We start from the raw sequence: 24,001 nt of genomic DNA, 5'->3' as shown, positions 1-24,001 counted from the left end.
GGGCGACTTCGCACCCGCCGTGTACCGCTGGGAAACGATCCGGCAGACAGCCGCACCCGTTCCCGTCATTCGCGGTCCGCGCGGTGGAGTCAAGCTCAGCCCGGAGTTCGCGGAATGGCTCATGGGGCTTGAGCCCGGTTGGGTGACGAGCGTCCCGGGATTGAGTCACAGAGAGAAGCTTGAGCGGATCGGCAACGGGGTCGTCCCGCATCAAGCATTCCACGCGTTCCGTGACCTGAAAGCGAAGTTGGACACTCAGCGCGCGGAGCAGTAAGACACGCAACCGACAGGGGTCAGCCTACTCTCAAGAGTGGGTTGGCCCCTTTGACGTTAGGGGGCACACCTTGAGGACTTACTTCCATGACGTGGCCGGTGAACACGTCCGAATCAACATCCCGGAGACTGACAGCGACCTTCGTGAGTTCATGCAGTGGGCGCGTACTGCCGCTCTCCGGGGTCCGATCGCGCTGGACACAGAGACCACCGGCCTTGATATTTTCAACCCAAGCTATCGGCTCCGCACCGTTCAGTTCGGGGACGCGTGGACAGCGTGGGTAATCCATTGGGAGCGCGGGGGACGCTTCGTTGAGGCAGCACTATTCGTGCTCCGCATGGCTCAGCGCTTCCTGATCCACAACGCGCCGTTCGATTGGCTCGTACTGGACCAACACGCAGAGTTCGCGCTTGAGATCCTGGCACCGAAGACGGTTGACACGAAGATCAAGGCGACGCTTGTTGACCCGCGTGAGCCTCACAAGGGCGGCATTGGAACGGGTCTCAAGCCGAACGCGGCTTACTACATTGACCCCGACGCGCCGGACACTGCCGGAGACCTCACCGCAGTCTTCAACGCTCTCGGCTTCACCAAAGAGACCGGGTGGCGGAACATTCCGTTGGATCACCCAACCTTCAACTTGTACGCCGGCCTTGACGTCATCTACACGGCACGACTGGACCCGATCCTGGCCGCTGAGCTTGCGCGTCTCGGAGTGCGTGAGTCGCTGCTTGACTACGAACACCAGATTGCCCGCATGTGCTCAGTGATGATGCGCGCGGGAATCGTGCTGGACGAAGGCTATGCGTCCACGCTGTCCGTGAAGCTTCACGAAGAAGAGGCGAAGTACAGCGCGGTTGCTGCCCGGTACGGAGTCGAGTCGGTCAACTCCGGCGCTCAGGTGGCGGAAGCCCTTCTTGCCATGGGCGAAGACATGATCCTTCCGGGGCACAGCAAGCCTGAGTTCACAGACGGTGGCGCGTACAAGACGGACAAGACCGTTCTTCAGTACCTTGCTGACCTTGACCGTGATTGGGAGCGCGCGGGGGGTCGTACACCTAACCCGTTGGCTGACGCTGTCCTTCGCGCGAAGCGTGCCGGTAAGTGGGTCAGCGCGTACGCGGACACCTTCCTGAACAACCTTGACGCGAACGGGCGCGTGCACCCGAACATACAGACCTTGGCCGCGCGCACGGGTCGTATGAGCATCACGAAGCCCGCGCTTCAAACGCTGCCCGCGTCTGACTTCATGATCCGTCGCGCACTGCTCGCTGACCCCGGTCACGTGATGATCAGTACCGACTTCGCTGCCGTTGAGATGCGCGTTCTTGCTGCTCTCGCCAACGTGAAGCGCATGAAGCAAGCGATCAACGCGGGTGAGGATCTGCACGACTTCACAGCGCGGATCGTGTTCGGGCCGAACTTCACGAAGGCTCACCGCAAGCTCTGTAAGGGAATTGGCTTCGGAAAGGTCTACGGGGGTGGCGCTGAGACGATCGCGCGTCAGACCGGTGCGCCTATCGCTCAGGTGCGTGCTGCCATTGCCGCGTACGACCGGGCTTACCCGGAGATCATCCGTGCGTCCAAGAAGTGGCAGCGGGAAGCGCGCAACACGGGACTCGTCACTGTGTCCGTCACCGGTCGCCGGCTGCCGCTTGACCGTGACCGCATGTACGCCGTTGTGAACTATCAGTCGCAGTCCGCTGCCCGTGACGTGCTGGGGCAATCCATGCTCAACATGGAAGAGGCGGGGCTTCTCGACTACATGAAGCTTCCGATCCATGACGAAGTCCTTGCGTCGGTGCCCGCGAAGGAAGCCCAGGACTTTGCCCGTGAGTTCGAGCGCTGCATGTCGTTCGATTTGTTCGGGGTTCCGATTTCGTCGGAAGCGGAAGTTGGGGGCCGGTCCTGGGGCAGCTTGTACATGAAGGATGCGAAGGGCAAGTACCTGCCTGAACTCCTGATCGCTCAGGACGAGTGGTACGCGGTGAACCCGCAAGCGGCGTACGCGAAGGCCGCGTAAGACCCTTCCGCTTCTGCCGCCCGTTCGATTTGGTCACGGCCAGATCACGATTCCGTGCCTACTCTTAAGAGTGGGCTGTGAGTAGGACGAAGGCCGCACCCTTCGTTCCGAAGGTAACTCCGTCGTTACCTGGGGGGTACAACCCTCATCCCTAAGGATGAGCCCCCGGTTGCGCCTTAGAAACACCACTTTCAACCGTTGCCGCGTCATGGTCATATGAGTCCCCGGTGCCTACTCAGGACATTGCTTCTGAGTAGGCACTGTCATACGTTCAAAGCGCAACAACGACGAACGGCCCTGATCAAGCCCCGTCACTTTTCAGCCCACTGACGGGGCTTAGGCCGTGACACCCAACTTCGCCATTCCGTGGCGGAGCCTTGCCCAAAACAGGCTCTGACCTGGGCAAACGTCCTGACTCCTTCGGTGGGAATCCCCTCCGCTCCATTTCGGAGCGAAGCCACTTGAAGGAGATTCCCAGTGATTGACCTCACCGCTCAGCAGATTGCCGCCGCTCAGAACAACGACATTGCAGCCGTTACGGCAGTGATTGAGGCGACGGAAGAGCGCGTCACACAGCTTGCCCGGCGGTACGCGACGACCGGCGGACGCACCGACGCTGACCTGATGGACGACCTTGCTCAGGTGGGCCGTGTGGCCGTGTGGGAAGGACTGAGCCGCTTCACCGGGTCGTCTGTGGCGGAGTTCTTCACCTTCATGGACCGAACCGTCTCCGGGAAGCTCAGCGACGAGCGCAAGACCGTGACGCGTCAGGGTGTCACCCGCTCGATTGCCGCTGAGTTTGAGAAGGCGCTGAGCATGGCTGCCGGAGACCCGTACGAAGCTGAGCGGCTGTGCACCCTGACCGAAGTCCTGGGCAAGTACCGCATGACCCCTGAGACCGCGTACGCCGCTCGTATCTCGTGGCAGGGTGCTGAGTACCTTGACGCTCCGGTTGGCGAGAACGAGAACGCCACCGTGGCCGACACCCTGACCGACAACTACGCGCTTGCCCGTGCTGAGGCGAACGACGAACTGTCTGCGCGTCAGCGCGAGAACAAGCGTCGGGTGCACGAGACCCTTGACCTTCTCGCGCCGGAACAGGAAGCGCTTCTCTCCGCTGAGTTCGGCATTGGCGACTTCCCTTGCATCGGAGCGGGTGACCACCGGGGGCTTGCTGAGGTCTCCGGAGTCGCCTACACGGCCGTAGAGAGCGTGAGGGACGAAGCCCGGAAGAACTTCAAGACGCTGTACTTGGGCGGTAGCCCGGAAGCCCCCAAGGGTGAAGTGCAGTGCTGCAAGGCGTGCGGTATCGAGAAGCCCGTTGACGAGTTCTACGTGCGGAACAAGGTCACCGGGGCGCGCATGTCTCAGTGCAAGTCGTGCAAGCGCGGAGCCACGAAGCGTTTCCGCAAGGACAACCCGACGGAGCGAGCGGCACAGAAGCGCGCCTACAACGCCCGTAAGAAGGCCGCTACCGCGTGAAGCACTGCACACGATGCGGGGAGAAGAAACCGCTTGAGGACTTCTCCCCCATACGCGGCAAGCCCCGCTCTAGGTGTCGGGCGTGTTGCTCCCTTGAACGAACGCTAAGCCGCTACGGCATCACTGCCGACACGCTCACGGAACTCATGCGCCGGCCTTGCGACATCTGCGGAGCCCCACCGAAGAGCTTCAAGCGCGCCCACGCAATCGACCACGAGCACGCGTCAGGACGAGTCAGGGGCGTGCTGTGCCACTCGTGCAATCTCGCACTAGGTCACTTCAAGGACGACCCGGAGCGTCTTGCTCGTGCGGTCTCCTATCTCGCCCATGACGCGGACTACCGCGCGGGAATCCCCTCCGCTCCATAGAGAGCAACAGACCGAAGGAGAACCACCGTGGCTACCTACAACCTGCCGACCGGCGGACGCGTGGAGACCTACCCGACCGCACACCGAACGGGCGTTGAGTTCGTGACTCACAACGCAGAAGGCGAAGTGATCAGCACCGTACGGAAGACCCGCGTTGGTGCGCTACCCATGCTCGCAAGCCTTCGCCGCGCTAACGCTCTCGCGTGCTTCATGCGCTTCAAGTCGTCTGTCTGACGCACAGCCCCGGTAGCTCAACTGAGCAGAGCACCGACCTAATCGGAGGATACGGGTTCGAATCCCGTCCGGGGCACGTAAGCACACCCGACTATCAGGAGAGAAGCACCGTGAGAGTTTGGCGGGTAGCTCACGAAACGGCACGGCACAACGACTTCCCTTCGGGCCCGTACACATGCCGGAACGTGCCCCTTGAGCAACACGACAAGTTGACCGGCATGGGTTGGCGACACAGCGACGCGCGCCACCCTTCCCCGCAAGTTGACCCGAACCTGAACACGATCTATCCCGACGAAGTCTGTGGGTTCGATTCGCTGGACGCACTGAACGTGTGGTTTGAGGACTTCGGGGACCGGTTGCACTCCGCCGGCTTCCACGTATGGGAGTACGAAGCCCCTGAGTTCTCGTACCGCGTGGGCAAGTTCGGTCAGGTCGTGTTCCGCAGAGATGCCGCTGAACTCGTAGGCCACACACCGTTCAAGCCCGTTCAGCTCAACCTTTGGGCGGACGCATGAGCGTAAGCCCCTCAGAAGCCCTGTACTCGTGGGCACGAAAGCAACCCGGCAACACTGCCGCACAGGTCATTGACCGCGCACTCAAGGAGATCACACTCATGTTGAGCGTCACTCGCGAGACGAAGGCCGTACTCAAGACGAAGACCGGTGAGCGCGTCGTTGCGTTCACGAAGGACAGTGAGCCCGGGATTGCCTCGCTCGCCGTGCCGAACGATCGCGCGAAGCTCTCCCCGCGTGAGATGCGTGAGCTTGCGGCGTGGCTGAACGAGACGGCAGCCGAACAGGACAAGACCACCCGCGTGTCCGTTCCGTACGCCCAACGCGTGGCCGCGAACAACCTGATCGACCGACAGCTTCGCCGGTACTGACCGTGACCGTTCCGGAGTTCAAGCCCCCTGTGCTCACGTCACGGGCACAGCGAGCAGCGGAAGACCTTGCTGAGCGCGTGGACACGTACCGGGTGGCTATGAGCCTGATCCGTGAAGCAACGCTCGTGAACGACGCATACGCGGAAGACGTGCTTGCCCTAGCGCGCTTCCTTTCCGGGGAGACTCCTTCGGAGTGACACACGGCCGGTCAGCCCACTCTCAAGAGTAGGTTGGCCGGCCTTTCGCTGGGGAATCCCCTCCGCTCCGGTAAGAGCATGGCGAACGAGAAACCGAACCCATTCCTTGAGCTTGAGCCTGCCGCCATTGACGTTCTCGACGACATGGTTGATGAGTGGCTTGACCGTGAGCGGCACGGAGAGCTGAACGGTGGTTGGGGCTACAAGGCCAAGAAGACTGACGCACTTTCCCTGATCGCAACTCTCGTGCGGGACGCGTACAAGCGCAAGGTCCGGTACACCGACGTTGAGGAGAACGACGCATGAACACGAACCCGTACCTCAAGCAGAAGGACCGTATGGGTCTCGGCACGAAGGTTGCCGCCGCTGCTTCGCTCGCTCTCGTGGGCGGACTCATGGCGGTTGGCTGTGCCGCTGACGATGACGACTCCCGCTGTGACACCTACTCGAACGTGGCTGTCAGCGTCCCGGCTCCGCGTCCCGCTCCCCCTGCCCCGCGTCCCGCACCTGCCCCCGCTCCGAAGCCGAACCTGAACAAGCCGACCGCTCCGAAGCCGAAGAGCCCCGGCGGTACTTCGGTGGTCCCGGTCCCCAACGGGTCGACCACGCACGTCACTTGCTACGGAGACCGGGACGACGACTGACCGCGAATGACTACTCTTGAGAGTAGGCACCGTGTTACGATCTACGCGTAAGCGCGGGCACAACGAAGGGGTACGAAATGGCTCAGGTGCGAATTCTCGTGTGCAAGTCGTGTGGCGAGAAGTGCAGCGGGAACGTGAAGGAAGCTCACGTCTATCGGTGGGTTCGCGCCAACTGAGTCCGCAGTGCTGACAGGGGCCAACCTACTCTTGAGAGTGGGTTGGCCCCTTTTTCTGTGCATGTCAATTCACAAGCTCACAAAGTACGACGCACCGTTACTCTCTGGCATATGTCAGACCCTAGGAGTAAGGTCGTCAATCCGATCGCACAGCCGTTCGAACGCTGCCGTTGGCCTGAGCTTCTAATGCCGACTGACGACGGTGCTTGAGGGTTGTACGACTTGGAGAGGAGACTCACACAATCCTCACGGATGACGGGTTGTGACTGTCTGGAAACGCACTATGGAACTATCCGTTCCGGAGCCTTGGGGGGCCGCTACATGCACACTGCACCGTTCACACTCGCACTCACCATCTGGGTACCTTCTTGCGCGGTCGGGTCATGGCTCCCTTGCACGCTTCTCGGTTCCACCATGACGGAGGAGCTAGTCAGGTCGTGCAGTGAGCTTGCGTCTGTCCTAGGCGCTCAAGGGCGGCTTGTCGCGCGCATCCTGTCTGCGCCGGCTGCCCCCAGGTACGACGGTTTTCGGGTGTGGGGTCGACGCAAAGACAGCGGGCTTCTCGTGGCAGGGGTCGAGTGGCAACGGTCTCGCGAGACGCGCGAGTTGATCACTTGCACGGCCGGAGTCTGGACCACGTGTGAGTACGTCCACGCGGACGCGAACGCTCAACAACTTGTTGCATAGGCGTTACGGAACTTGGCATTCCGTCACTCGTGCATCATGCAAACATTGAGCAACAAGACGTTGAAAACGCAACAAGATCATTCCGGGGGCACGATGAACAACAGGCTCGCTCTACCCATTTCTTCGCTCGCTTCCGCTGCCGTTGCCTTCGGTCTCGGAGCGATGATCTTCACAAACGGCAACGCCCCTGGTGAGGCCGCAAAGCCGCGTTCCGCTCCGTCGACAACCGCACCCGTGCAAGCCCCTGACGACGTTCACGAGAGGCTCACAAACGTCACGGTGACGGAGACTCAGACGACCCACCCGAAGGCGCCCACAGCCCCACAGCAGACCGCGAAGCCGAAGGCAACGAAGACCCCGAAGCCGAAGGCGACGAAGACCGCCGGCTCAATCGGCCCGATCAAGGATGCGGAAGGGGACGGCAAGGTTCTTGACGACCTGGGTCACGTACTCGTCCCGTCCGTCAACCTGCCTATCCCTGACGGAGTCCTCCCGTTCCCGGACAAGTCACCGAAGCCGGAGATTGCGACACCGGACGGGACGGACGAGTACCCCTATGAGTCCAACTGGGGTGACGACGAAGAACACGCGGCCGATCCGGGCAACGTCTGTGACCCGGAGCTTGCCGCTGCCCTGGGCGTACCCGTGAGCCCCTGTTAGGGGGAATCCCCTCCGCTCCATATCGGGTGACAACACGTCAACACCCGTGAGGAGCAAGGCAGATGGGTAAGGCTGAGAAGCCGAAGCTGTCCCCCGCTGAGAAGACGATCAGGCGCACGAGACGCGTGCTGACCGGGGGCCGATGGTTCTTGATCACGGGGCTTGTGTTCTACAGCCTGATGACCACGACCCCGTTCGTCAGCGCACACAGTGAATGGCAGTGGTCAGGGTTCGTACTGGGCTTGATCGTTGACGCGGCGTTCATCATGGCGTTGAGCGCAGAGAGCACGCTTGCCCGGCATGGCGTGACGAAGCTTGGAGCGTGGCCGGTCGCCTTTCGCTGGCTCACCGGTCTCAGCTCCGTCTTCCTGAACGTGTGGCTCAGCGTCTCCGCCCGTGACGCGGTCGGTGTAGCCGTTCACTTGATCGCTCCGGCGCTCGTGATGCTGCTCGCTGAAGTCGGCCCGGTGTATATGGCTGCTCTTGCTGACGCGGAGCGCAAGGCCAAGAAGGCGGAAGCGTTCGCGGAAGCGTTCAAGGAGCAGTACGCCACAGCGTCCCCCATGGTGCTTCCCATGACTGGCCCGGACCCGGTTGCTGCCCGCTTCCTGGTCCACAACCCGCCGGAGACCGTCCTTGCGGAGCCTGAGCCGACCATAGGCACCGGAGCGCATGAACTGATCGAGCAGTACGCGAACGAGCTTCCGGAGCCGGACCCTGAGCCCCAGGACGAGCCGGAGACGGAGCCGGAGCGCATGAGCAACAAGGAAGCCGACGAGATCATTGAGAAGGGTTGGCGACACCGACTGAGCCCCGAAGAGGTGGGCAAGGCCGCTACCCGCCACCCTGCAACCGTCCGACGCAAGTACAAGGAGCTTGACGCGGCACTGAGCGTCTGAACATCCGCCCCCGTGGCCACCGTTAACCCGGTGGTTGCGGGGGCTTTGTCGTACCCATGGGCTAATGTTCACGCTTCCTGTACCGAACACGCACATGGGGGGAACCATGCGCCACACCTTGGCACTCACGCTCACAGCCGTTGCCGCACTGACGCTGACCGGTTGCGGAGGGGACGACGAGCCGAAGGCAGACGCGAAGCCGAAGGATCAGACGAAGGCCGCTGCTCCCGCTGCTATCCCTTCACCGGACGCGCCACAGACAGAGACGCTGCTGAGCAAGCTCCGCACGATCAAGCCTGAGCTTGTGACCGACGAAGAGCGTGCCGTGAGCCGGTCCCGCAACGTGTGCAGCGACGTGCGCGCCGAGAAGGACGAGACGACCATGGCGAAGAACGCCAACGCGCGATTCAGCGGGGGGACTGCCGGGCAGCTCACTGACGAGCAAGGCGCGAAGATCGTGAGCGCTGTGAAGTCTTCGTTCTGCTCCTAGCCACACCCTGAGCCCCTGCGCCGGCTGCCTACAAGGTGGTTGGTGCGGGGGCTTCTGCGTACCCTCAACGCATGGCTTTCGAAGACGACTTCACCACAGACATTGTCGGGCCCAAGACGAAACTCTTCACGAGCGTGCCGGAGATCCTTGCGAAGCTTGAGGGCAAAGCGGCGATGTGGGAACGAGTGGCGCGAGACAACAAGGAGCGTGCGGAAGATTTCGAGCGGGCAGCACAGCAGATCAGGGATGGCGCATCGGTGGTGAGCGTGGGGCGCACGACCTACGTCCTCAGTGACGACGGAGCAACGACCCGTGACGAAACGGCAGACGAAGGCGTTTCGTAGGAGTAGCCTCTTTGGGGCAACCACTTGCTGACGGGTGATCAAGTCGCCCCGGAGTAAGGACAACTAGACATGACCACAGCGGACCGCGTCTTTGCGCGGGGAAGGTCGCTGTACGGGACAGGGAGCCACATTCCCCCGTCCCGTCGCCACCCTTCCCCGTTCCCTCAGCGAACGAGAGAGGGTGGCTTACTTGTCTCTTCCCGACACCAACGCGCGACCAATCGAGTACGTGACCTACGCGCCTTCCGGCGAGAAATGCCGGAAGTGTGGGCGCGCGTTCAAGCCCATGGAACCGTGCCGACGCACGCACGTGGAACGGCAATCCGGCCCACCTGCCCCAGGCCCGTACACGCACAACGAGTGTCCGGAATGAGCGGCCCGGCAAAGCGGCTGAGTGACCGCACGAGCGCCTTACCCGCCCCTGAGCTAGTTCGTCTCCTGGACGAACCCGAAGCCCGTGAGCGCCCCGTCCACGTCATTGCCGGGGGTAAGGCTCCGAATGCTCCCGCGCGCAAGCGTCATCTGACGGCAAGGGGGTCGTAATGGTTACCCCCGATGACATCGGTAAGCCCGTCAGTGACGGAGTGCGCACCGGAATCCTGATGGAGATCTACAAGGATTGGACGAACCCCAACCAGTCCGGCAAGGACGGGCCCATGGCGTTCGTCCGCCCCGAAGGTGGGGGTTATGAATGGTCGGTGCAACCCGGTCGCCTAGAGCCGCTGTAAGCAGACTCCCGCTTCGTCTTTGTGCCATAGCGGCTCGGCACGGGCGAAGCGGGTAGCCCTCACGGAAACCACGACCCCGTTACCGTGAGGATGCATAGCCCCGTCCGTGCGTCTCTCCCCCGTGGCGCATGGGCGGGGCTTCCTCATGCCCAGAGGGAACGGGCAGACCTCAGCGAGCGTCATCAACACTGGGGCAAGCAGCGCCCCCAACCCGTGCCCACCTGGGATGTTCAGCCCCTCAGACGGTGCAGGGTTCTTGACGATGGAAAGTGATCCAGATGAACCAGCTCCACACCCCGAAGGCGAGCAGGAACCAGGAGACCGGGCGGCTGAGCTTCATGCGTTCAGTATCGCGATCCTCCCTTCCGCACCGCCGCCGGGGTGGGGAGTCCGGACCGCCCCAGCCGCCTACGACACAGCCCACCTCGGCGGAGACGCCCACGGCGGCGCCCTGTACGTTCTCGTCCGTGCCTGCCGTAAAAAAGACCGCCTTGTTGGTCACTTCCGCCGCATTCCTCGCCATGTCGACCACGGCTCCCGCGTGGGCGGACGACAAGCCGGGAGGCGAGAAGAAGCCCAAGCCGCCTGCCTCCATGTCGACGGTCGGCGGCGCCAGGCTCGGCGAGCCGGGCACCCAGGTGAGCCTGAAGGCGGGCGCTCCCGTCCTCCCCAAGGACCTGTCGGCGCGCTCCTGGATGGTGTCGGACGCCGAGACGGGCGAGGTCCTCGCCTCGCACAACTCGCACTGGCGGCTGCCCCCGGCGAGCACCCTGAAGATGCTCTTCGCGGACACGGTCCTGCCGAAGTTCCCCAAGACGCAGAAGCACAAGGTCGCGCTCTCCGACCTGGCGGGCATCGGCGCGGGCAGCAGCATGGTCGGCGTCAAGGAGAACGAGACGTACACGGTCCACGACCTGTGGCTGGGCGTCTTCCTGCGGTCGGGCAACGACGCGGTGCACGTTCTGTCGGCGATGAACGGCGGCGTCCCCGCGACCGTGAAGGACATGCAGTCGCACGCCGAGGAGCTGCAGGCCCTCGACACGCACGTGGTCAGCCCGGACGGCTACGACGAGAAGGGGCAGGTCTCCTCCGCGTACGACCTGACGCTGTTCGCCCGCTCCGGGCTGCAGAAGAAGGACTTCCGCGAGTACTGCGCGACGGCCACCGCCAAGTTCCCCGGTGAGACCAAGAAGGTCAAGAAGGGCAAGGACAAGGGCAAGAAGAAGCGCGAGTCCTTCGAGATCCAGAACACCAACCGTCTCCTCACGGGGGACTACGGTCTCGACCCATACAAGGGCATCGCGGGCGTCAAGAACGGCAGCACCACGAACGCGGGCAACACCTTCACCGGGGTCGCCGAGCGCGACGGCAAGGTGCTGCTCGTGACCGTCATGAACCCCGACTCCGGTGAGCAGCACGCGGTCTACAAGGAGACCGAGCGGCTCCTCGACTGGGGCTTCAAGGCGTCCGGCAAGGTCGAGCCGGTGGGCGAACTGGTCGCTCCGAAGAGTGCCGCCACGGGCAGCGGCAAGGGTGCTCCCGGCGCGGGCAAGGACGGCTCGGACTCGTCCAAGAACGTGGCGCACGCCTCCGACAAGGAGTCGGGCGGTGGCGCCGGCGTCGCCCTCGGGATCGCGGCCGGTGTCCTCGCGCTGATCGCCGCCGGGTGGTTCGTGATCAGCCGCCGGCTGCCGCTGCCGAAGAGCCGCCGCTGACCTCGCCGGGCTGCTCCTGTTCTTCCTTCGTACGTTCTTCTTCCGTACGTGCTTCTTCTGTAGGCCCCTGCTTCCGCGTCGCCGTCCAGGCGGCGCAGAACAGCAGGAGTTTCGCGGTGAAGTTGATCCACAGGAGCAGCGCGACGGGCACTCCGAAGGCGCCGTACATGCTCTTCGCGGCGACGCCCTTGATGTAGCCGCCGAGCAGCAGCTTGAGCAGCTCGAATCCGGCCGCGCCGATCAGCCCGGCGGTGATGAGGTGGCGGCGTGGCGGCTGCACGTCCGGCAGCAGCGTGAGGACGTAGAGCAGCAGCAGGAAGTCCGCGAGGACGGCGATGGCGAACGCGATCACTTGCAGCAGCAGTCCGCCCCAGCCGTCCTCGGAGACCCCGAGGAGGTCGGCGCTCCAGCCGACGGCGCTCGACGCGAGGGTCGAGGCGACGAGGGACGCGAGGCCCGCGCCGCCGAGGCCGACGAGCACCCCGGCGTCCTTGACCTTGCGCATGACGGGGTTCTCGTCGCCGTCGTCGAGCTCCCAGACGGCCCGCAGGCACTCCCTCATCGAGCCGACCCAGCCGATGCCCGTGAAGAGCAGCAGGGCGCCGGCGACGAGGCCGACGGTGCCCGCGTTGGCGACCAGGGCGTCCAGGTTCAGCTGGTCGGCGATCCCGGGGACCTGCTTGGAGATGCTGTCCTCGAGCTTGCCCTGCTGGCTCTTGGAGAGCGTCGCGGCGGCGACCGCGGCGGCGACGGTGATCAGCGGAAAGAGCGCGAGGAAGCTGATGAACGTCATCGCCGCCGCGAGTCGCGTCCAGTGCACGCTGTCGAGCCGCTCGTACGCGCTCCACGCGTGCGTGCGCATCAGTCGCTCCATTAGGGGCCCGATGCCGGGGAGCTTTTTCAGCCAGTCCATGATGCCTCCCTGCCCGTTGTGCGGAAGACCAAGGTCCGCGTACCCCAGAAACGCAGGACCGTGGCCAGTGCCATACCCACTCCCGCTCCGGAGATGGTGTCCGCGCGCTGCGAGGTGAGGCCGAGGCCGTAGTGGGACACCGCGATGCAGAGCAGCTGCACCAGGGCGCCGGCGATGTTGACGGCGAAGAAGATCCCGTACTGGCGAAGGCGCGAGACGCCCGCCGCCTCGCGCCGCCGGTAGGTGCCGAGCGCGTTGCCCGCGTAGGCGACCGTGCAGCCGGCCACGAAGGACAGCGCCTTGGCGGTCAGCGGGTCGAGGCCACCGGGTCCGCGCAGCCAGACGAAGAGGCCGAGGTCGACGGCGTACGCGCAGATCCCGGCGGCGGCGAAGCCGAGCAGTTCGGGGCCCATGGCGCGTAGCCGCTCCCTGAGGGCGCTCACCAGTCGGCGACCGCGAGGCCGTACATCGCGATCCACACCAGGCCGATGACGGCCAGCGCACGGTCGCGCAGGACGACGTCCTCGGGCTCGCCGGCCGTGCCACGGTCGGCGAAGACGGCGTAGCGCAGGACGGCGAGGACGAAGGCGGCCATCGACAGCTGTCGCCAGGGCAGCAGGCCGTTCGCGGTACCGCCGCTCTCCATGGCCCACAGGCAGTACGCGAGGACGGCGACCCCGGCGGCGAGCTGCCAGACGAAGCGGAGGTAGCCGGTGGTGTATTCGGTGAGCAACGCGCGCGTGGCGCCTGCTTTTCCTGACATCTGCACGGCTTCGGAGTAGCGCTTGGCGGCGACCATGAAGAGGGCGCCGAAGCCCGTGGTGATCAGGAACCAGCGCGAGAGCGGGATGTCGAGGGCCAGTCCCCCGATCATCGCCCGCATCAGGAAGCCCGTGGTGACGACGGCGAGGTCGACGACCAGGATGTGCTTGAGGCTGACGCAGTAGGCCAGTTGCATCACTACGTAGGCGGCGAGCAGGCCCGCGGTCAGGGGCGTGCAGAGCGCGGCGGCGGCCACCGGCGCGAGCACGGCGAGCAGCCCGCCGACCGTGTACGCGACCGTCACGGGCACCTGACCGGCGGCGACCGGTCTGCGGCACTTGGTGGGGTGTGCGCGGTCGGCCTCGGCGTCACGGGCGTCGTTGATGAGGTAGACGGCGGACGCGGCGGCCGTGAACAGCGCGAACACCAAGGCGAGTTGGATCAGCGAGTGGCGCGAGAAGAGCTCGCCCGCGGCGGCGGGGGCCGCGACGACCAGGACGTTCTTCACCCACTGGCGGGGGCGCGCGGTCTTCAGGAGGCCCAGCGGCAGGGCGAGGGAGCCGGTGCCGGACGGCCGGGGCGGCTGGGGGCGTTCGAGCAGGGCGGTGCGGTCAGCCATGCGTGCGGCTCCCGTTCATCCAGGCGGAGCCCACGCGCGCGGTGAGGGCGCCGAGGGCCGCTCCGGCTGCCACGTCGCTCGGGTAGTGGACGCCGACGACCATCCGCGAAACACACATCGCGGCGGCGAGCGGCGGGACGACGCGGGCTCCCAGGGGGCTCAGCGCGCCGTAGGCGACGGTGGCCGCGGCGGCCGAAGTGGCGTGCGAGCTGGGGAAGGAGTGCCGTCCCGCGGTCCTCACGAGGGGCTCCGCGCCCGTGTCGCCGCCGGGACGCGGACGCCGTACGACACGTTTGACGCCCATGCTGGCCAGGTGTGCGGCGGCGGTCAGTGCCGTGGCGCGCAGCCACACGTCGCGCCGCCCCCGGTCGACCGCGGCGCCCGCGAGCCCTGCGACGAGCCAGAGGGCGCCGTGCTCGCCGGTCCAGGACAGGGCCCGTGCGGCGGCGGCCACGCGCGCGTCGGAGCCGCAGTCGCGCAGGGCCGACAGCAGGCGGTGGTCCATGTCGTGCATGTGGCCTCCCTCTCCGGGGACTTCAAGGACCTGACCACACGACTCTTCTAGGTAACCTCTCAATATTTACGGCAATATAGGACGACACTCCATCAATCACCCATTTCGGTGAGAGCCCTTATGAATAAGGGCAAACTACTCTCGCCGGGGCGATACGGTCACGCCTATGCCTGCCGACTCCGCTCCGCCCGCCGACCCCGCGACCGCGACGACGTCCGAGGACGCACACCTGGCGCCGTACGTGTCCGTGTCGGGCTGGGGACGCACCGCACCGTCCACCGCCCGCCTGATCCGCCCTCGTTCGCCCGAGGAGGCCGTGGCGGCCCTCCAGGCGTGCGGGGAGCGCGGAGGCATCGCCAGAGGCCTTGGGCGGGCGTACGGGGACGCCGCACAGAACGCGGGCGGCGCGGTACTCGACATGACCGGCATGGACCGCATCCACGCCATCGACGCGGACGCGGGCACCGTCCTGTGCGACGCCGGGGTCTCCTTGCACCACTTGATGGAAGTCCTGCTTCCGCTCGGCTGGTTCGTGCCCGTCACTCCGGGGACCCGCTATGTGACCGTGGGCGGCGCGATCGGCACGGACATCCACGGCAAGAACCACCACGGCTCCGGGTCGTTCTCGCGCCACGTGATGGCCGTCGAACTGCTCACCGCCGACGGCGCGGTGCAGGCGGTCGAGCGCGGCACCCCCCTGTTCGACGCGACGGCGGGCGGCATGGGCCTGACCGGCGTGATCCTCGCCGCGACGCTGCAACTTCAGCCGGTCGAGACCTCGTTGATGACGGTGGACACGGAGCGCGCCACCGACCTGGACGACCTGATGGCCCGCCTCACCGCCACCGACCACCGCTACCGCTACTCCGTGGCGTGGATCGACCTCCTCGCGCGCGGGGCGTCGATGGGCCGCTCGGTGCTCACGCGCGGCGATCACGCACCCCTGGACGCCCTCCCGCCACGCGCGCGTAGAGCCCCGCTCACGTTCCGTCCCGCACAACTGCCCCCCGCCCCGCGCTTCCTGCCCGACGGGCTGCTCGGCCGCAGGTCGGTGGGGCTCTTCAATGAGCTCTGGTACCGCAAGGCGCCCCGCTCGCGCGTGGGCGAGCTCCAGAAGATGTCGACGTTCTTCCACCCCTTGGACGGCGTCCCGCACTGGAACCGCGTGTACGGCCGCGGTGGTTTCGTCCAGTACCAATTCGTCGTCGGGTACGGCAAGGAAGAGGCCCTGCGGCGCATCGTGCGGCGCATCTCGGAGCGCGGCTGCCCGTCCTTCCTCGCCGTACTGAAGCGCTTCGGAGAGGGCGATCCGGGCTGGCTCTCCTTCCCGATGCCCGGCTGGACCCTCGCCCTGGACATCCCGGCGGGACTGCCGGGTCTCGGCGCCTTCCTCGACGACCTCGACGAGGAGGTCGCTTCCGCCGACGGACGCGTCTACCTGGCCAAGGACTCCCGCCTGCGGCCGGAGATGCTCGCCGCGATGTACCCGCGGCTCGACGACTTCCGCGCGCTGCGGGCCGACCTCGACCCGCGCGGCGTGTTCCGCTCGGACCTCTCGCGCCGCCTCGCCCTCTAGCAACTCCAGGAGTTGGTCCCATGAAGGACGCCTTCGGCACCCCCCAGTCCCTGCTCGTACTCGGCGGCACCTCCGAGATCGGCCTCGCCACGGCCCGCCGTCTGGTCGCGCGACGCACCCGGACGGTGTGGCTGGCCGGGCGGCCCTCCCCGGGCCTGGAGAAGGCTGCCGCGGGCCTGCGTGACATGGGTGCGGACGTCCGCACCGTCGCCTTCGACGCGCTCGACTCCGAGTCCCACGAGGCCACCCTGGGGAAGATCTTCGCCGAGGGCGACATCGACATGGTCCTGCTGGCCTTCGGCATCCTCGGTGACCAGGCACGCGACGAGGACGAGCCGCTGTCGGCGGTGCGGGTCGCGCAGACGAACTACACCGGGGCGGTCTCGGCCGGTCTGGTGTGCGCGCGGTCGCTGCAGGCCCAGGGGCACGGCTCCCTGGTGGTGCTCTCCTCGGTCGCCGGCGAGCGCGCCCGCCGGTCGAACTTCATCTACGGGTCGAGCAAGGCGGGCCTCGACGCCTTCGCCCAGGGCCTGGGGGACGCGCTGCACGGCACGGGGGTGCACGTGATGGTGGTCCGCCCCGGCTTCGTGCGCTCCAAGATGACGGCGGGCCTGGAGGAGGCCCCCATGGCGACCACTCCGGAGGCGGTCGCCGAGGCCATCGAGACGGGGCTGCGGCGGCGCTCGGAGACGGTGTGGGTGCCCGGCGTGCTGCGGGTGGTCATGTCGGCGCTGCGGCACGTGCCGCGCACGGTGTTCCGGCGGCTTCCGGTGTGAGGCCGTTTCCGGTCTGAGGCTCTACGGGGGCGCCGGTCAGCGGGTGGGTAGCGCGCCGTGCGCGGCGGGGGCCGCCGCCTGCGGAGGAACGACCGGGCCGCCACCGCCGAAGGCGAACTCGCGCAGCTTGCGCCACACGCCGTCCGCGCCCTGCTCGTAGAGCGCGAAGCCGGTGCAGGGCCACTCCGCCTCGTAGTCGGAAAGCTCCGCGTACGCCCGGTCCATGGCCTCTTCGGAGATGCCGTGCGCCACCGTGACGTGCGGGTGGTACGGGAACTGCAGCTCGCGCGCAATGGGCCCGGACGCGTCGCGCACCCGCTCCTGGAGCCAGCCACAGGCCGACCCGCCCGCCACCACCTGGACGAAGACGACAGGCGACAGCGGCCGGAACGTGCCCGTCCCGGAGAGCCGCATCGGGAAGGGCCGCCCGGCGGCCGCCACGGCCCCCAGGTGCGCCTCCACGGCGGGCAGCGCCGCCGCCTCCACCAGGGTCGGCGGCAGCAGCGTGACGTGGGTGGGGATGCCGTGCGCCGCGGGGTCCCCGAAGCCCGCGCGCCGCTCCTGGAGCAGGCTGCCGTGAGGCTCCGGGACCGCGATCGACACACCGATCGTTACGGTCCCCACGTCGTACTCCTGTCGGTCGGGTGGCGGGCAGAGGGCGCTGTTGTACCTGGCGTGGTGCAGGGGGCTGTGTGGCTCAGTGCTTGGCGGGCAGGAGGCCCACCCTGTCGTACGCCTGGGCGAGGGTCTCGGCGGCGACGGCACGCGCCTTCTCCGCGCCCTTGGCCAGGATCGAGTCGAGCGTCTCCGGGTCGTCCAGATAGGCCTGGGTCCGGTCCCGGAAGGGCGTCACGAAGTCGACCATGACGTCGGCGAGGTCAGTCTTCAGCGCACCGTAGCCCTTGCCGACGTACTTCTGCTCCAGTTCCGGAATTCCGGTGCCGGTGAGCGTCGAGTAGATGGTGAGGAGGTTGCTGACACCCGGCTTGTTCTCGGTGTCGTAGCGCACGACCGTGTCGGTGTCGGTGACCGCGCTCTTGACCTTCTTCGCGGTGGCCTTGGGCTCGTCGAGGAGGTTGATCAGGCCCTTCGGGGTGGACGCCGACTTGCTCATCTTGATCGACGGGTCCTGAAGGTCGAAGATCTTCGCCGTCTCCTTGAGGATGTACGCCGCCGGGACGGTGAACGTCTCGCCGAAGCGGCCGTTGAAACGCTCCGCGAGGTCGCGGGTCAGCTCGATGTGCTGGCGCTGGTCCTCGCCGACCGGGACCTGGTTGGCCTGGTAGAGCAGGATGTCCGCGACCTGGAGCACCGGGTACGTGAAGAGGCCCACGGAGGCGCGGTCCGCGCCCTGCTTGGCCGCCTTGTCCTTGAACTGCGTCATGCGCGACGCCTCGCCGAAGCCCGTGAGGCAGTTCATGATCCAGCCGAGCTGCGCGTGCTCGGGGACGTGGCTCTGGACGAAGAGCGTGCAGCGCTCCGGGTCGAGACCGGCCGCCAGGAGCTGGGCGGCGGCGAGCCGGGTGTTGGCACGGAGCTCGGCCGGGTCCTGCGGGATCGTGATCGCGTGCAGGTCCACCACCATGTAAAACGCGTCGTGGGACTCCTGCAGCGCCACCCACTGGCGGACCGCGCCAAGGTAGTTGCCGAGGTGGAACGAGCCTGCGGTGGGCTGGATTCCGGAGAGCACGCGAGGACGATCAAGGGCCATGGAGCCATTCTCTCAGGTGTCTCTCATTGCTCGGAAACAGCCATGTGACGGGTGTGCCGCGATCTTGTCCCGCGGCCGTGTCCCACCCGCCCGCATCCGGTGCTCGCGAATGCGGAACCGATCTCGTCCGGCCGGTGTATCAAGAGTGTGAGGGCACAGGGGGAGGTCCTGGAGGGGGGCCGCGTCGTCGACGAGGATGCGGTGATCGCGCGTGTACGCGCCGGGGAGGCGGAGGCGTACGCGGAACTGGTGCGCGCCTTTACCCGGGTCGCGCTCAGGGCGGCCGTGGCACTCGGGGCGGGAGCGGACGCGGAAGACGTGGTGCAGCAGGCCTTTTTCAAGGCGTACTGCTCCTTGGGGCGGTTCAGGGACGGTTCGGCGTTCAAGCCGTGGCTGCTCGCGATCGTCGCCAATGAGACGAGGAACACAGTGCGTTCGGCGGTCCGCCAGCGGTCGCTCGTCGGACGCGAGGCGGCACTGGCGGAGACGGAGCCGCTGATACCGGAATCGGCGGACCCGGCGGTGGCGGCGCTGCTGGACGAGCGCCGGGCGGCCTTGCTCGCCGCGCTCGACCGGCTGAGCGAGGAGCACCGCCTGGTCGTCACGTACCGCTATCTCCTGGAGATGGACGAGGCGGAGACGGCCGAGGCGCTGGGCTGGCCGAGGGGCACGGTCAAGTCCCGGCTGAACCGCGCGCTGCGGAAGCTGGAGCGGATTCTGCCGCAGGGGCCGGAAGGAGGTGACGGGCATGAGTGAGCGGGACGACGATCAGGACGGCCGAGGCGGCGGTCACGGCGAGGGTGGCGCCGAGCGGGCCGGTGGCAGTGGTGCCCGTCGGCTTCCCGAGGAGCTGCGGGCGCTCGGCCGGTCCCTTGATCCGCCGGGGGTCTCCGGCGCGACGATGGCCGAGCGGGTCATCGCGCAGATCATCGCGGAGTCGGCGCCGGCGCCGGTCGCCGAGCCGCCGGGGCCCCTCTCCCGGCTGCGGTCGTGGCTGAGGGCGCGCTGGCGGGTCCTGACGGCGGCGCTGTGCGGGCTCCTGACGGCGGCGGTGCTCACGCCGCCGGTGCGGGCCACGGTCTTCGAGTGGTTCGACTTCGGCGGGGTCGAGGTGCGGTACGACCCGTCGGCGGCTCCGCCGACCGAAGCGGGCGTGCCGGGATGCGGTGCCGGGGTCAGCCTGTCCGAGGCCGAGCGGCGGGCCGGGTTCGTGCCCGCGGTGCCGGAGGCGCTGGGTGCGCCGGACGCCGTGGCGGTGTCGCGGGAGCCGGGCGCGCGCGCCGTGGTGACACTGTGCTGGCGCGACGGCGGGCGGACGATACGGCTCGATGAGTTCGGGGCACGGCTCGACCCGAGCTTCGGCAAGACGGTGACGGAGTATCCCGAGTGGGTCGAGGTCGGCCGTGAGACGGGGCTGTGGTTCCCCCGCCCGCATCGGCTCACGTTCTGGATGGTGGAGGGCGACGGCGACCGCTGGACGCGCTCCGAACGCACGGCGGGCCCGACGCTCCTGTGGACACATGGGCCGAAGCTCACGCTGCGCCTGGAGGGCGTGGCGTCCAAGGAGCGGGCCCTGGAGATCGGGACATCGGTTTCGGTCCGGCCGGGCGAATAGGGAACCTGCGGGGCTCGGGCGGTGTACCAGAAGTGAGGCGGTGCGGACGGGTCGTGCCGGAGACCGGCTGGGGGGATCGACATGCGGATGCGGATGCGGATGCGGACGGCAAGGGCAGTGTGCGGGTCGGTGGCGGGGGTGGCGGCCTCGCTGGCGCTGGTGGTGGCGGGGGCGCCGCAGGCGGTGGCGGGTGGGTCGACGAGCGTGCTCGTGGTCGCGCCGGCGAGCGGGGAGAGCGCGGCGCTCTACATCAGCGACAGGGAGTACGAGGAGCTGGAGGCCGGTCTTGGCTATCTCGGGGCCGACATGGGCAAGGGGCAGCGCGAGCAGCCGCCGGGGCTGGCCATGGGCGACGGGAGCCGTCAGATCAACGTGACGTGGATGGTCCACGACGTGCAGCCGTGGCGGGTGGACCGGGCCTATCCGGTGGCGGCCGGGGCCAAGGACGACGGGGACGGCAAGGACACCAAGGACGGCAGGGGCGGCCGGGGCGGCAAGGGCGCCGATGTGGTGTGGATACACACCACGACGGACGTCGGGTCCATGAAGGGCGTGTGGCACAAGGCGAAGGACCCGGCTCGCCTGACGGCGCTGTTCGACAAGCTCGGGGTCCTGGGGCCGCCGACAGACAGGGGCAACCGGGCGATAGGGCCGGGGTCGGACTCGACCCCGCCACCGACGTCCGCCTCGGAAACCGGAGCCGGGCAGGCCGCCGCGAGTGGCGGGACCGATGTCACGCCGGGCGACGGCGGCACGGACTGGTGGTGGGCGATACCGGGCGCCGCGGCGGGGGCCGCGGGGGCGTTGCTGCTGCGGGGGCCTCTCGCCGGGCGCCGCCCCCTTCTTGCCTCGCTGCGCGGGCGGCGGCCTCATGAGGGCGGCCCGCGGCAGGAGTTGAGGGACCTGTGAGGGCTGCGGCCGCCCCCGGCCGGTGAGTCGGCCGGCCGGGGTTGGCTGTCCAGAGCGGCTGTCCGGACCGGCGGGTCAGTGGGCCGGCAGGCCCGGGGCCGGGTGGGCGGACATCAGGTCGGCGACCTCGGAGCGGATCTTCGTCAGGGCGTCCTCATCACCGGCACGGGCCGCGGCGACGCCTCGGTCGATCCAGTCGGCGACGGTCGGCATGTGCTCGGTCCCAAGACCGCGGGAGGTGAGGGAAGGGGTCCCGATGCGGACGCCGGAGGGGTCGAACGGCTTCCTCGGGTCGTACGGAACGGTGTTGTGGTTGACGACGATCCCGGCCCGGTCGAGGGCCTTGGCGGCGACCTTGCCGGGGACTTCCTTGGGGGTGAGGTCCATCAGGATCAGGTGGTTGTCGGTGCCGCCGGAGACCAGGTCGAAGCCGCGGGCGAGCAGCGCTTCGGCGAGGGCCCGGGCGTTGGCGACGACCGCGTGGGCGTAGTCGCGGAAGGAGGTTTGTGATGCCTCGTGCAGGGCGACGGCGATGGCCGCGGTGGTCTGGTTGTGCGGGCCGCCCTGGAGGCCTGGGAAGACCGCCTTGTCGATGGCCTTGGCGTGCTCCTCGCGGGACATCAGCATCGCGCCGCGCGGGCCGCGCAGGGTCTTGTGGGTGGTCGTGGAGATGACGTCGGCGTGCGGCACCGGTGAGGGGTGGGCGCCGCCCGCGATCAGGCCGGCGATGTGCGCGATGTCGGCGACGAGGACCGCCCCCGCCTCGTGGGCGATCTCGGCAAAGGCGGCGAAGTCGATGGTGCGAGGGAGGGCGGTGCCACCGCAGAAGATCAGCTTCGGGCGTTCCTTGAGGGCGAGGTCGCGCACCTCGTCGAAGTCGATGAGGCCCGTGTCGTGGCGGACGCCGTACTGGACGCCGCGGAACCACTTGCCCGTGGCGGAGACGCCCCAGCCGTGGGTGAGGTGGCCGCCCATGGGGAGGGCCATGCCCATCACGGTGTCACCGGGCTCGGCGAAGGCGAGGTAGACGGCGAGGTTGGCCGGGGAGCCGGAGTAGGGCTGGACGTTGGCGTGCTCGACACCGAAGACGGACTTGGCGCGGGAGACGGCGAGGCGCTCGACCGGGTCGATGTTCTGCTGGCCCTCGTAGTAGCGGCGGCCCGGGTAGCCCTCGCTGTACTTGTTCTGCAGGACCGTGCCGGAGGCTTCGAGGACGGCGGTGGAGACGTAGTTCTCGCTGGGGATCAGGCGCAGGGTGTCGGCCTGGAGCTGCTCCTCGGCGCCGACGAGTGCGGCCAGTTCGGGGTCCTGCGCGGCGAGCGCGGGGTGGCTGAGGGAAGGAGAGTGGGTCATGGCGTCCTCCGGGGCGAGCGGTGAGTTTCCGGTCGTGGTCCCGGGGTGCCCAGGCGGTCGGCACCTCGAAGGTTCTGCCTCGCACAGCTTCCTCGGGGTCCGTTCCCCGTACGCCAGTCGCCGTGCTGTCAGGGCCAGCGTATCGGGCACGCCGGGTCGGCAGGTTTCTTCGTCCACGATCCGAGCGACGATAGAAATTGGGCGCCACACCCGCCCCACGCCGCAGGACGAACGGAGACCCCGTGTCGACTACCGAAAAGTTCATCACCTCGGCCGAAGCGCACAGCGCGCACAACTATCACCCGCTGCCCATCGTGGTCGCCACGGCGGAGGGTGCCTGGATGACCGACGTCGAGGGGCGCCGCTATCTCGACATGCTGGCCGGGTACTCGGCGCTGAATTTCGGGCACGGCAACCGCCGCCTGATCGACGCGGCCAAGGCGCAGCTGGAGCGGGTGACGCTCACCTCGCGGGCGTTCCACCACGACCGGTTCGCCGACTTCTGCACACGGCTCGCGGAGCTGTGCGGCAAGGAGATGGTGCTGCCGATGAACACCGGCGCGGAGGCGGTGGAGACGGCCGTGAAGACCGCGAGGAAGTGGGGGTATCAGGTCAAGGGCGTGCCCGACGGGCGGGCGAAGATCGTCGTGGCGCGCGACAACTTCCACGGGCGGACCACGACCATCGTCAGCTTCTCGACGGATCAGGAGGCGCGGGCGGACTTCGGTCCGTACACCCCGGGTTTCGAGATCGTGCCGTACGGCGATCTGACCGCGATGCGGGCCGCGGTCACGGAGAACACCGTGGCCGTGCTCCTGGAGCCGATCCAGGGAGAGGCCGGGGTGCTTGTGCCGCCGGCCGGGTATCTGGCGGGCGTACGGGAGTTGACGCGGGAGCGGAACGTCCTCTTCATGGCGGACGAGATCCAGTCGGGGCTCGGCAGGACGGGCCGGACGTTCGCGTGCGAGCACGAGGGCGTGGTGCCGGACGTGTACATCCTGGGCAAGGCGCTCGGCGGGGGTGTGGTGCCGGTGTCCGCGGTCGTGGCGGACGCGGATGTCCTTTGGGTGTTCAAGCCGGGCGAGCACGGCTCGACGTTCGGCGGCAATCCCCTCGCCTGCGCGGTGGCGCTGGAGGTCGTGGCGATGCTGGGCTCGGGCGAGTACCAGCAGCGGGCCACCGAGCTCGGCGAGCATCTGCACGCCGAGCTGGGGCTCCTCGCCGGGACGGGCGCGGTGACGCAGGTGCGGGGGCGCGGGCTGTGGGCGGGCGTCGACATCGAGCCGTCGCACGGCACGGGCCGCGAGATCTCCCAGAAGCTGATGGACCGGGGTGTGCTGGTCAAGGACACCCACGGGTCCACCATCCGGATCGCGCCGCCATTGGTGATCAGCAAGGAGGACCTGGACTGGGGGCTTGATCAACTGCGGGCCGTGCTGGCGTAGTCCG

At 67.4% G+C, this 24,001-nt stretch carries 27 protein-coding genes, 1 pseudogene and 1 riboswitch; of the genes and pseudogenes, 20 read left to right on the top strand and 8 right to left on the bottom strand.

Going from position 1 to position 24,001, the window contains the following annotated elements; genetic code table 11:
* Window positions 1-344: 344 nt before the first annotated feature.
* From ACWFRU_RS15135 to ACWFRU_RS15075, 13 genes are all read left to right on the top strand, one after another.
* Window positions 345-2,297 carry a DNA polymerase gene (locus ACWFRU_RS15135; protein ID WP_453687026.1) on the top strand — a complete coding sequence of 651 codons (1,953 nt, stop codon included), beginning with the start codon at window positions 345-347 and terminating at the stop codon, window positions 2,295-2,297.
* 477 nt (window positions 2,298-2,774) lie between these two features.
* Window positions 2,775-3,779 (top strand): hypothetical protein, encoded by a 1,005-nt coding sequence (locus ACWFRU_RS15130; RefSeq protein ID WP_453687024.1) that lies wholly within the window; start codon window positions 2,775-2,777, stop codon window positions 3,777-3,779.
* The gene (locus ACWFRU_RS15125) at window positions 3,776-4,147 is read left to right on the top strand and encodes an endonuclease VII domain-containing protein (RefSeq protein ID WP_453687023.1); all 372 of its coding nucleotides are present in this window, start codon (window positions 3,776-3,778) and stop codon (window positions 4,145-4,147) included. Before ACWFRU_RS15130 ends, ACWFRU_RS15125 begins: the two co-directional genes overlap by 4 nt.
* A 27-nt stretch (window positions 4,148-4,174) precedes the next feature.
* Complete coding sequence (locus ACWFRU_RS15120) at window positions 4,175-4,381, top strand: hypothetical protein (RefSeq protein ID WP_453687021.1); 207 nt, start codon at window positions 4,175-4,177, stop codon at window positions 4,379-4,381.
* A gap of 185 nt (window positions 4,382-4,566) precedes the next feature.
* Entirely contained in the window at window positions 4,567-4,896 is a 330-nt protein-coding gene (locus tag ACWFRU_RS15115; RefSeq protein ID WP_453687019.1) for a hypothetical protein, read from the top strand.
* Window positions 4,897-4,994: 98 nt separating this feature from the next.
* Window positions 4,995-5,264 (top strand): hypothetical protein, encoded by a 270-nt coding sequence (locus tag ACWFRU_RS15110; RefSeq protein WP_453687017.1) that lies wholly within the window; start codon window positions 4,995-4,997, stop codon window positions 5,262-5,264.
* A gap of 275 nt (window positions 5,265-5,539) precedes the next feature.
* Window positions 5,540-5,767: a hypothetical protein gene (locus ACWFRU_RS15105; RefSeq protein WP_453687015.1), complete on the top strand. Its 228-nt coding sequence runs from the start codon at window positions 5,540-5,542 to the stop codon at window positions 5,765-5,767.
* A complete protein-coding gene (locus ACWFRU_RS15100; protein WP_453687013.1) occupies window positions 5,764-6,105 on the top strand; it encodes a hypothetical protein in 342 nt (113 codons plus the stop codon). The genes ACWFRU_RS15105 and ACWFRU_RS15100 overlap by 4 nt, the downstream gene beginning before the upstream one ends.
* Before the next feature lie 908 nt (window positions 6,106-7,013).
* The gene (locus ACWFRU_RS15095; RefSeq protein ID WP_453687012.1) at window positions 7,014-7,628 is read left to right on the top strand and encodes a hypothetical protein; all 615 of its coding nucleotides are present in this window, start codon (window positions 7,014-7,016) and stop codon (window positions 7,626-7,628) included.
* A gap of 62 nt (window positions 7,629-7,690) precedes the next feature.
* Complete coding sequence (locus ACWFRU_RS15090) at window positions 7,691-8,527, top strand: hypothetical protein (RefSeq protein ID WP_453687010.1); 837 nt, start codon at window positions 7,691-7,693, stop codon at window positions 8,525-8,527.
* A gap of 64 nt (window positions 8,528-8,591) precedes the next feature.
* Window positions 8,592-9,017 (top strand): hypothetical protein, encoded by a 426-nt coding sequence (locus tag ACWFRU_RS15085; RefSeq protein ID WP_453687008.1) that lies wholly within the window; start codon window positions 8,592-8,594, stop codon window positions 9,015-9,017.
* A gap of 71 nt (window positions 9,018-9,088) precedes the next feature.
* Window positions 9,089-9,361, top strand: a complete 273-nt coding sequence (locus ACWFRU_RS15080) for a hypothetical protein (RefSeq protein ID WP_453687006.1) — start codon at window positions 9,089-9,091, stop codon at window positions 9,359-9,361.
* A gap of 542 nt (window positions 9,362-9,903) precedes the next feature.
* Window positions 9,904-10,089 carry a hypothetical protein gene (locus tag ACWFRU_RS15075; RefSeq protein WP_453687004.1) on the top strand — a complete coding sequence of 62 codons (186 nt, stop codon included), beginning with the start codon at window positions 9,904-9,906 and terminating at the stop codon, window positions 10,087-10,089.
* Between the two features lie 265 nt (window positions 10,090-10,354).
* On the opposite strand, the pseudogene ACWFRU_RS15070 reads toward ACWFRU_RS15075, so the two are convergent.
* A pseudogene (locus ACWFRU_RS15070) lies at window positions 10,355-10,429 on the bottom strand (SCO4848 family membrane protein); the annotation flags it as partial.
* Between the two features lie 127 nt (window positions 10,430-10,556).
* Here ACWFRU_RS15070 and ACWFRU_RS15065 point away from each other — a divergent pair.
* On the top strand, window positions 10,557-11,804 hold the full coding sequence (locus ACWFRU_RS15065; RefSeq protein ID WP_453687002.1) for a D-alanyl-D-alanine carboxypeptidase family protein: 1,248 nt from the start codon (window positions 10,557-10,559) through the stop codon (window positions 11,802-11,804).
* Here ACWFRU_RS15065 and ACWFRU_RS15060 read toward each other — a convergent pair.
* The 4 genes from ACWFRU_RS15060 to ACWFRU_RS15045 are packed head-to-tail and all read right to left on the bottom strand — an operon-like array spanning window position 11,767 to window position 14,612.
* Complete coding sequence (locus ACWFRU_RS15060) at window positions 11,767-12,717, bottom strand: YihY/virulence factor BrkB family protein (RefSeq protein ID WP_453687001.1); 951 nt, start codon at window positions 12,715-12,717, stop codon at window positions 11,767-11,769. The genes ACWFRU_RS15065 and ACWFRU_RS15060 overlap by 38 nt on opposite strands.
* Complete coding sequence (locus ACWFRU_RS15055) at window positions 12,705-13,130, bottom strand: GtrA family protein (protein WP_453687590.1); 426 nt, start codon at window positions 13,128-13,130, stop codon at window positions 12,705-12,707. The genes ACWFRU_RS15060 and ACWFRU_RS15055 overlap by 13 nt, the downstream gene beginning before the upstream one ends.
* Window positions 13,131-13,156: 26 nt before the next feature.
* Window positions 13,157-14,098, bottom strand: coding sequence for a decaprenyl-phosphate phosphoribosyltransferase (locus ACWFRU_RS15050; RefSeq protein WP_453686999.1), 942 nt, complete (start codon window positions 14,096-14,098; stop codon window positions 13,157-13,159).
* On the bottom strand, window positions 14,091-14,612 hold the full coding sequence (locus tag ACWFRU_RS15045) for a phosphatase PAP2 family protein (RefSeq protein ID WP_453686997.1): 522 nt from the start codon (window positions 14,610-14,612) through the stop codon (window positions 14,091-14,093). Before ACWFRU_RS15045 ends, ACWFRU_RS15050 begins: the two co-directional genes overlap by 8 nt.
* Window positions 14,613-14,778: 166 nt before the next feature.
* Here ACWFRU_RS15045 and ACWFRU_RS15040 point away from each other — a divergent pair, with 166 nt between their 5' ends.
* Window positions 14,779-16,188 (top strand): FAD-binding protein, encoded by a 1,410-nt coding sequence (locus tag ACWFRU_RS15040; protein WP_453686995.1) that lies wholly within the window; start codon window positions 14,779-14,781, stop codon window positions 16,186-16,188.
* A gap of 20 nt (window positions 16,189-16,208) precedes the next feature.
* Window positions 16,209-16,964 (top strand): decaprenylphospho-beta-D-erythro-pentofuranosid-2-ulose 2-reductase, encoded by a 756-nt coding sequence (locus tag ACWFRU_RS15035; RefSeq protein ID WP_453686993.1) that lies wholly within the window; start codon window positions 16,209-16,211, stop codon window positions 16,962-16,964.
* A gap of 36 nt (window positions 16,965-17,000) precedes the next feature.
* On the opposite strand, the gene ACWFRU_RS15030 is transcribed toward ACWFRU_RS15035, so the two are convergent.
* Both ACWFRU_RS15030 and trpS read right to left on the bottom strand, forming a co-directional pair.
* Window positions 17,001-17,588 (bottom strand): 2'-5' RNA ligase family protein, encoded by a 588-nt coding sequence (locus ACWFRU_RS15030; protein WP_453686991.1) that lies wholly within the window; start codon window positions 17,586-17,588, stop codon window positions 17,001-17,003.
* A 73-nt stretch (window positions 17,589-17,661) separates the two neighbouring features.
* Window positions 17,662-18,675: a tryptophan--tRNA ligase gene (gene trpS / locus ACWFRU_RS15025; protein WP_453686990.1), complete on the bottom strand. Its 1,014-nt coding sequence runs from the start codon at window positions 18,673-18,675 to the stop codon at window positions 17,662-17,664.
* Between the two features lie 147 nt (window positions 18,676-18,822).
* On the opposite strand from trpS, the gene ACWFRU_RS15020 reads away from it, so the two are divergent.
* The 3 genes from ACWFRU_RS15020 (at window position 18,823) to ACWFRU_RS15010 (ending at window position 21,199) form a co-directional block, all read left to right on the top strand.
* Window positions 18,823-19,431 (top strand): RNA polymerase sigma factor, encoded by a 609-nt coding sequence (locus ACWFRU_RS15020; RefSeq protein ID WP_453686988.1) that lies wholly within the window; start codon window positions 18,823-18,825, stop codon window positions 19,429-19,431.
* The gene (locus ACWFRU_RS15015) at window positions 19,424-20,290 is read left to right on the top strand and encodes a hypothetical protein (RefSeq protein WP_453686986.1); all 867 of its coding nucleotides are present in this window, start codon (window positions 19,424-19,426) and stop codon (window positions 20,288-20,290) included. The genes ACWFRU_RS15020 and ACWFRU_RS15015 overlap by 8 nt, the downstream gene beginning before the upstream one ends.
* Window positions 20,291-20,371: 81 nt before the next feature.
* Window positions 20,372-21,199: a hypothetical protein gene (locus tag ACWFRU_RS15010; protein ID WP_453686984.1), complete on the top strand. Its 828-nt coding sequence runs from the start codon at window positions 20,372-20,374 to the stop codon at window positions 21,197-21,199.
* A 75-nt stretch (window positions 21,200-21,274) separates the two neighbouring features.
* Here the strand turns inward: ACWFRU_RS15010 and ACWFRU_RS15005 are convergent, their stop codons facing one another.
* Window positions 21,275-22,552 (bottom strand): serine hydroxymethyltransferase, encoded by a 1,278-nt coding sequence (locus tag ACWFRU_RS15005; RefSeq protein WP_453686983.1) that lies wholly within the window; start codon window positions 22,550-22,552, stop codon window positions 21,275-21,277.
* A gap of 40 nt (window positions 22,553-22,592) precedes the next feature.
* Window positions 22,593-22,683, bottom strand: a riboswitch (ZMP/ZTP riboswitch).
* A gap of 111 nt (window positions 22,684-22,794) precedes the next feature.
* Here ACWFRU_RS15005 and rocD point away from each other — a divergent pair.
* Window positions 22,795-23,997: an ornithine--oxo-acid transaminase gene (gene rocD / locus ACWFRU_RS15000; protein WP_453686981.1), complete on the top strand. Its 1,203-nt coding sequence runs from the start codon at window positions 22,795-22,797 to the stop codon at window positions 23,995-23,997.
* The last annotated feature ends 4 nt before the right edge of the window (window positions 23,998-24,001 follow it).

This window comes from Streptomyces sp. NPDC055099, from assembly GCF_053607685.1.
Note: the sequence above shows the minus strand (reverse complement) of the source record. Positions and strands in the feature narration are given on the sequence as shown.

Bases quoted from the DNA above. Each gene is read 5' to 3' on its own strand.
- ACWFRU_RS15110 (WP_453687017.1), top strand. From the start codon at position 4,995: ATGTTGAGCGTCACTCGCGAGACGAAGGCCGTACTCAAGACGAAGACC.
- ACWFRU_RS15105 (WP_453687015.1), top strand. From the start codon at position 5,540: ATGGCGAACGAGAAACCGAACCCATTCCTTGAGCTTGAGCCTGCCGCC.
- ACWFRU_RS15100 (WP_453687013.1), top strand. From the start codon at position 5,764: ATGAACACGAACCCGTACCTCAAGCAGAAGGACCGTATGGGTCTCGGC.
- ACWFRU_RS15090 (WP_453687010.1), top strand. From the start codon at position 7,691: ATGGGTAAGGCTGAGAAGCCGAAGCTGTCCCCCGCTGAGAAGACGATC.
- ACWFRU_RS15085 (WP_453687008.1), top strand. From the start codon at position 8,592: ATGTTCACGCTTCCTGTACCGAACACGCACATGGGGGGAACCATGCGC.
- ACWFRU_RS15080 (WP_453687006.1), top strand. From the start codon at position 9,089: ATGGCTTTCGAAGACGACTTCACCACAGACATTGTCGGGCCCAAGACG.
- ACWFRU_RS15075 (WP_453687004.1), top strand. From the start codon at position 9,904: ATGGTTACCCCCGATGACATCGGTAAGCCCGTCAGTGACGGAGTGCGC.
- ACWFRU_RS15060 (WP_453687001.1), bottom strand. From the start codon at position 12,717: ATGGACTGGCTGAAAAAGCTCCCCGGCATCGGGCCCCTAATGGAGCGA.
- ACWFRU_RS15055 (WP_453687590.1), bottom strand. From the start codon at position 13,130: ATGGGCCCCGAACTGCTCGGCTTCGCCGCCGCCGGGATCTGCGCGTAC.
- ACWFRU_RS15050 (WP_453686999.1), bottom strand. From the start codon at position 14,098: ATGGCTGACCGCACCGCCCTGCTCGAACGCCCCCAGCCGCCCCGGCCG.
- ACWFRU_RS15045 (WP_453686997.1), bottom strand. From the start codon at position 14,612: ATGCACGACATGGACCACCGCCTGCTGTCGGCCCTGCGCGACTGCGGC.
- ACWFRU_RS15040 (WP_453686995.1), top strand. From the start codon at position 14,779: ATGCCTGCCGACTCCGCTCCGCCCGCCGACCCCGCGACCGCGACGACG.
- ACWFRU_RS15035 (WP_453686993.1), top strand. From the start codon at position 16,209: ATGAAGGACGCCTTCGGCACCCCCCAGTCCCTGCTCGTACTCGGCGGC.
- trpS (WP_453686990.1), bottom strand. From the start codon at position 18,675: ATGGCCCTTGATCGTCCTCGCGTGCTCTCCGGAATCCAGCCCACCGCA.
- ACWFRU_RS15015 (WP_453686986.1), top strand. From the start codon at position 19,424: ATGAGTGAGCGGGACGACGATCAGGACGGCCGAGGCGGCGGTCACGGC.
- ACWFRU_RS15010 (WP_453686984.1), top strand. From the start codon at position 20,372: ATGCGGATGCGGATGCGGATGCGGACGGCAAGGGCAGTGTGCGGGTCG.
- ACWFRU_RS15005 (WP_453686983.1), bottom strand. From the start codon at position 22,552: ATGACCCACTCTCCTTCCCTCAGCCACCCCGCGCTCGCCGCGCAGGAC.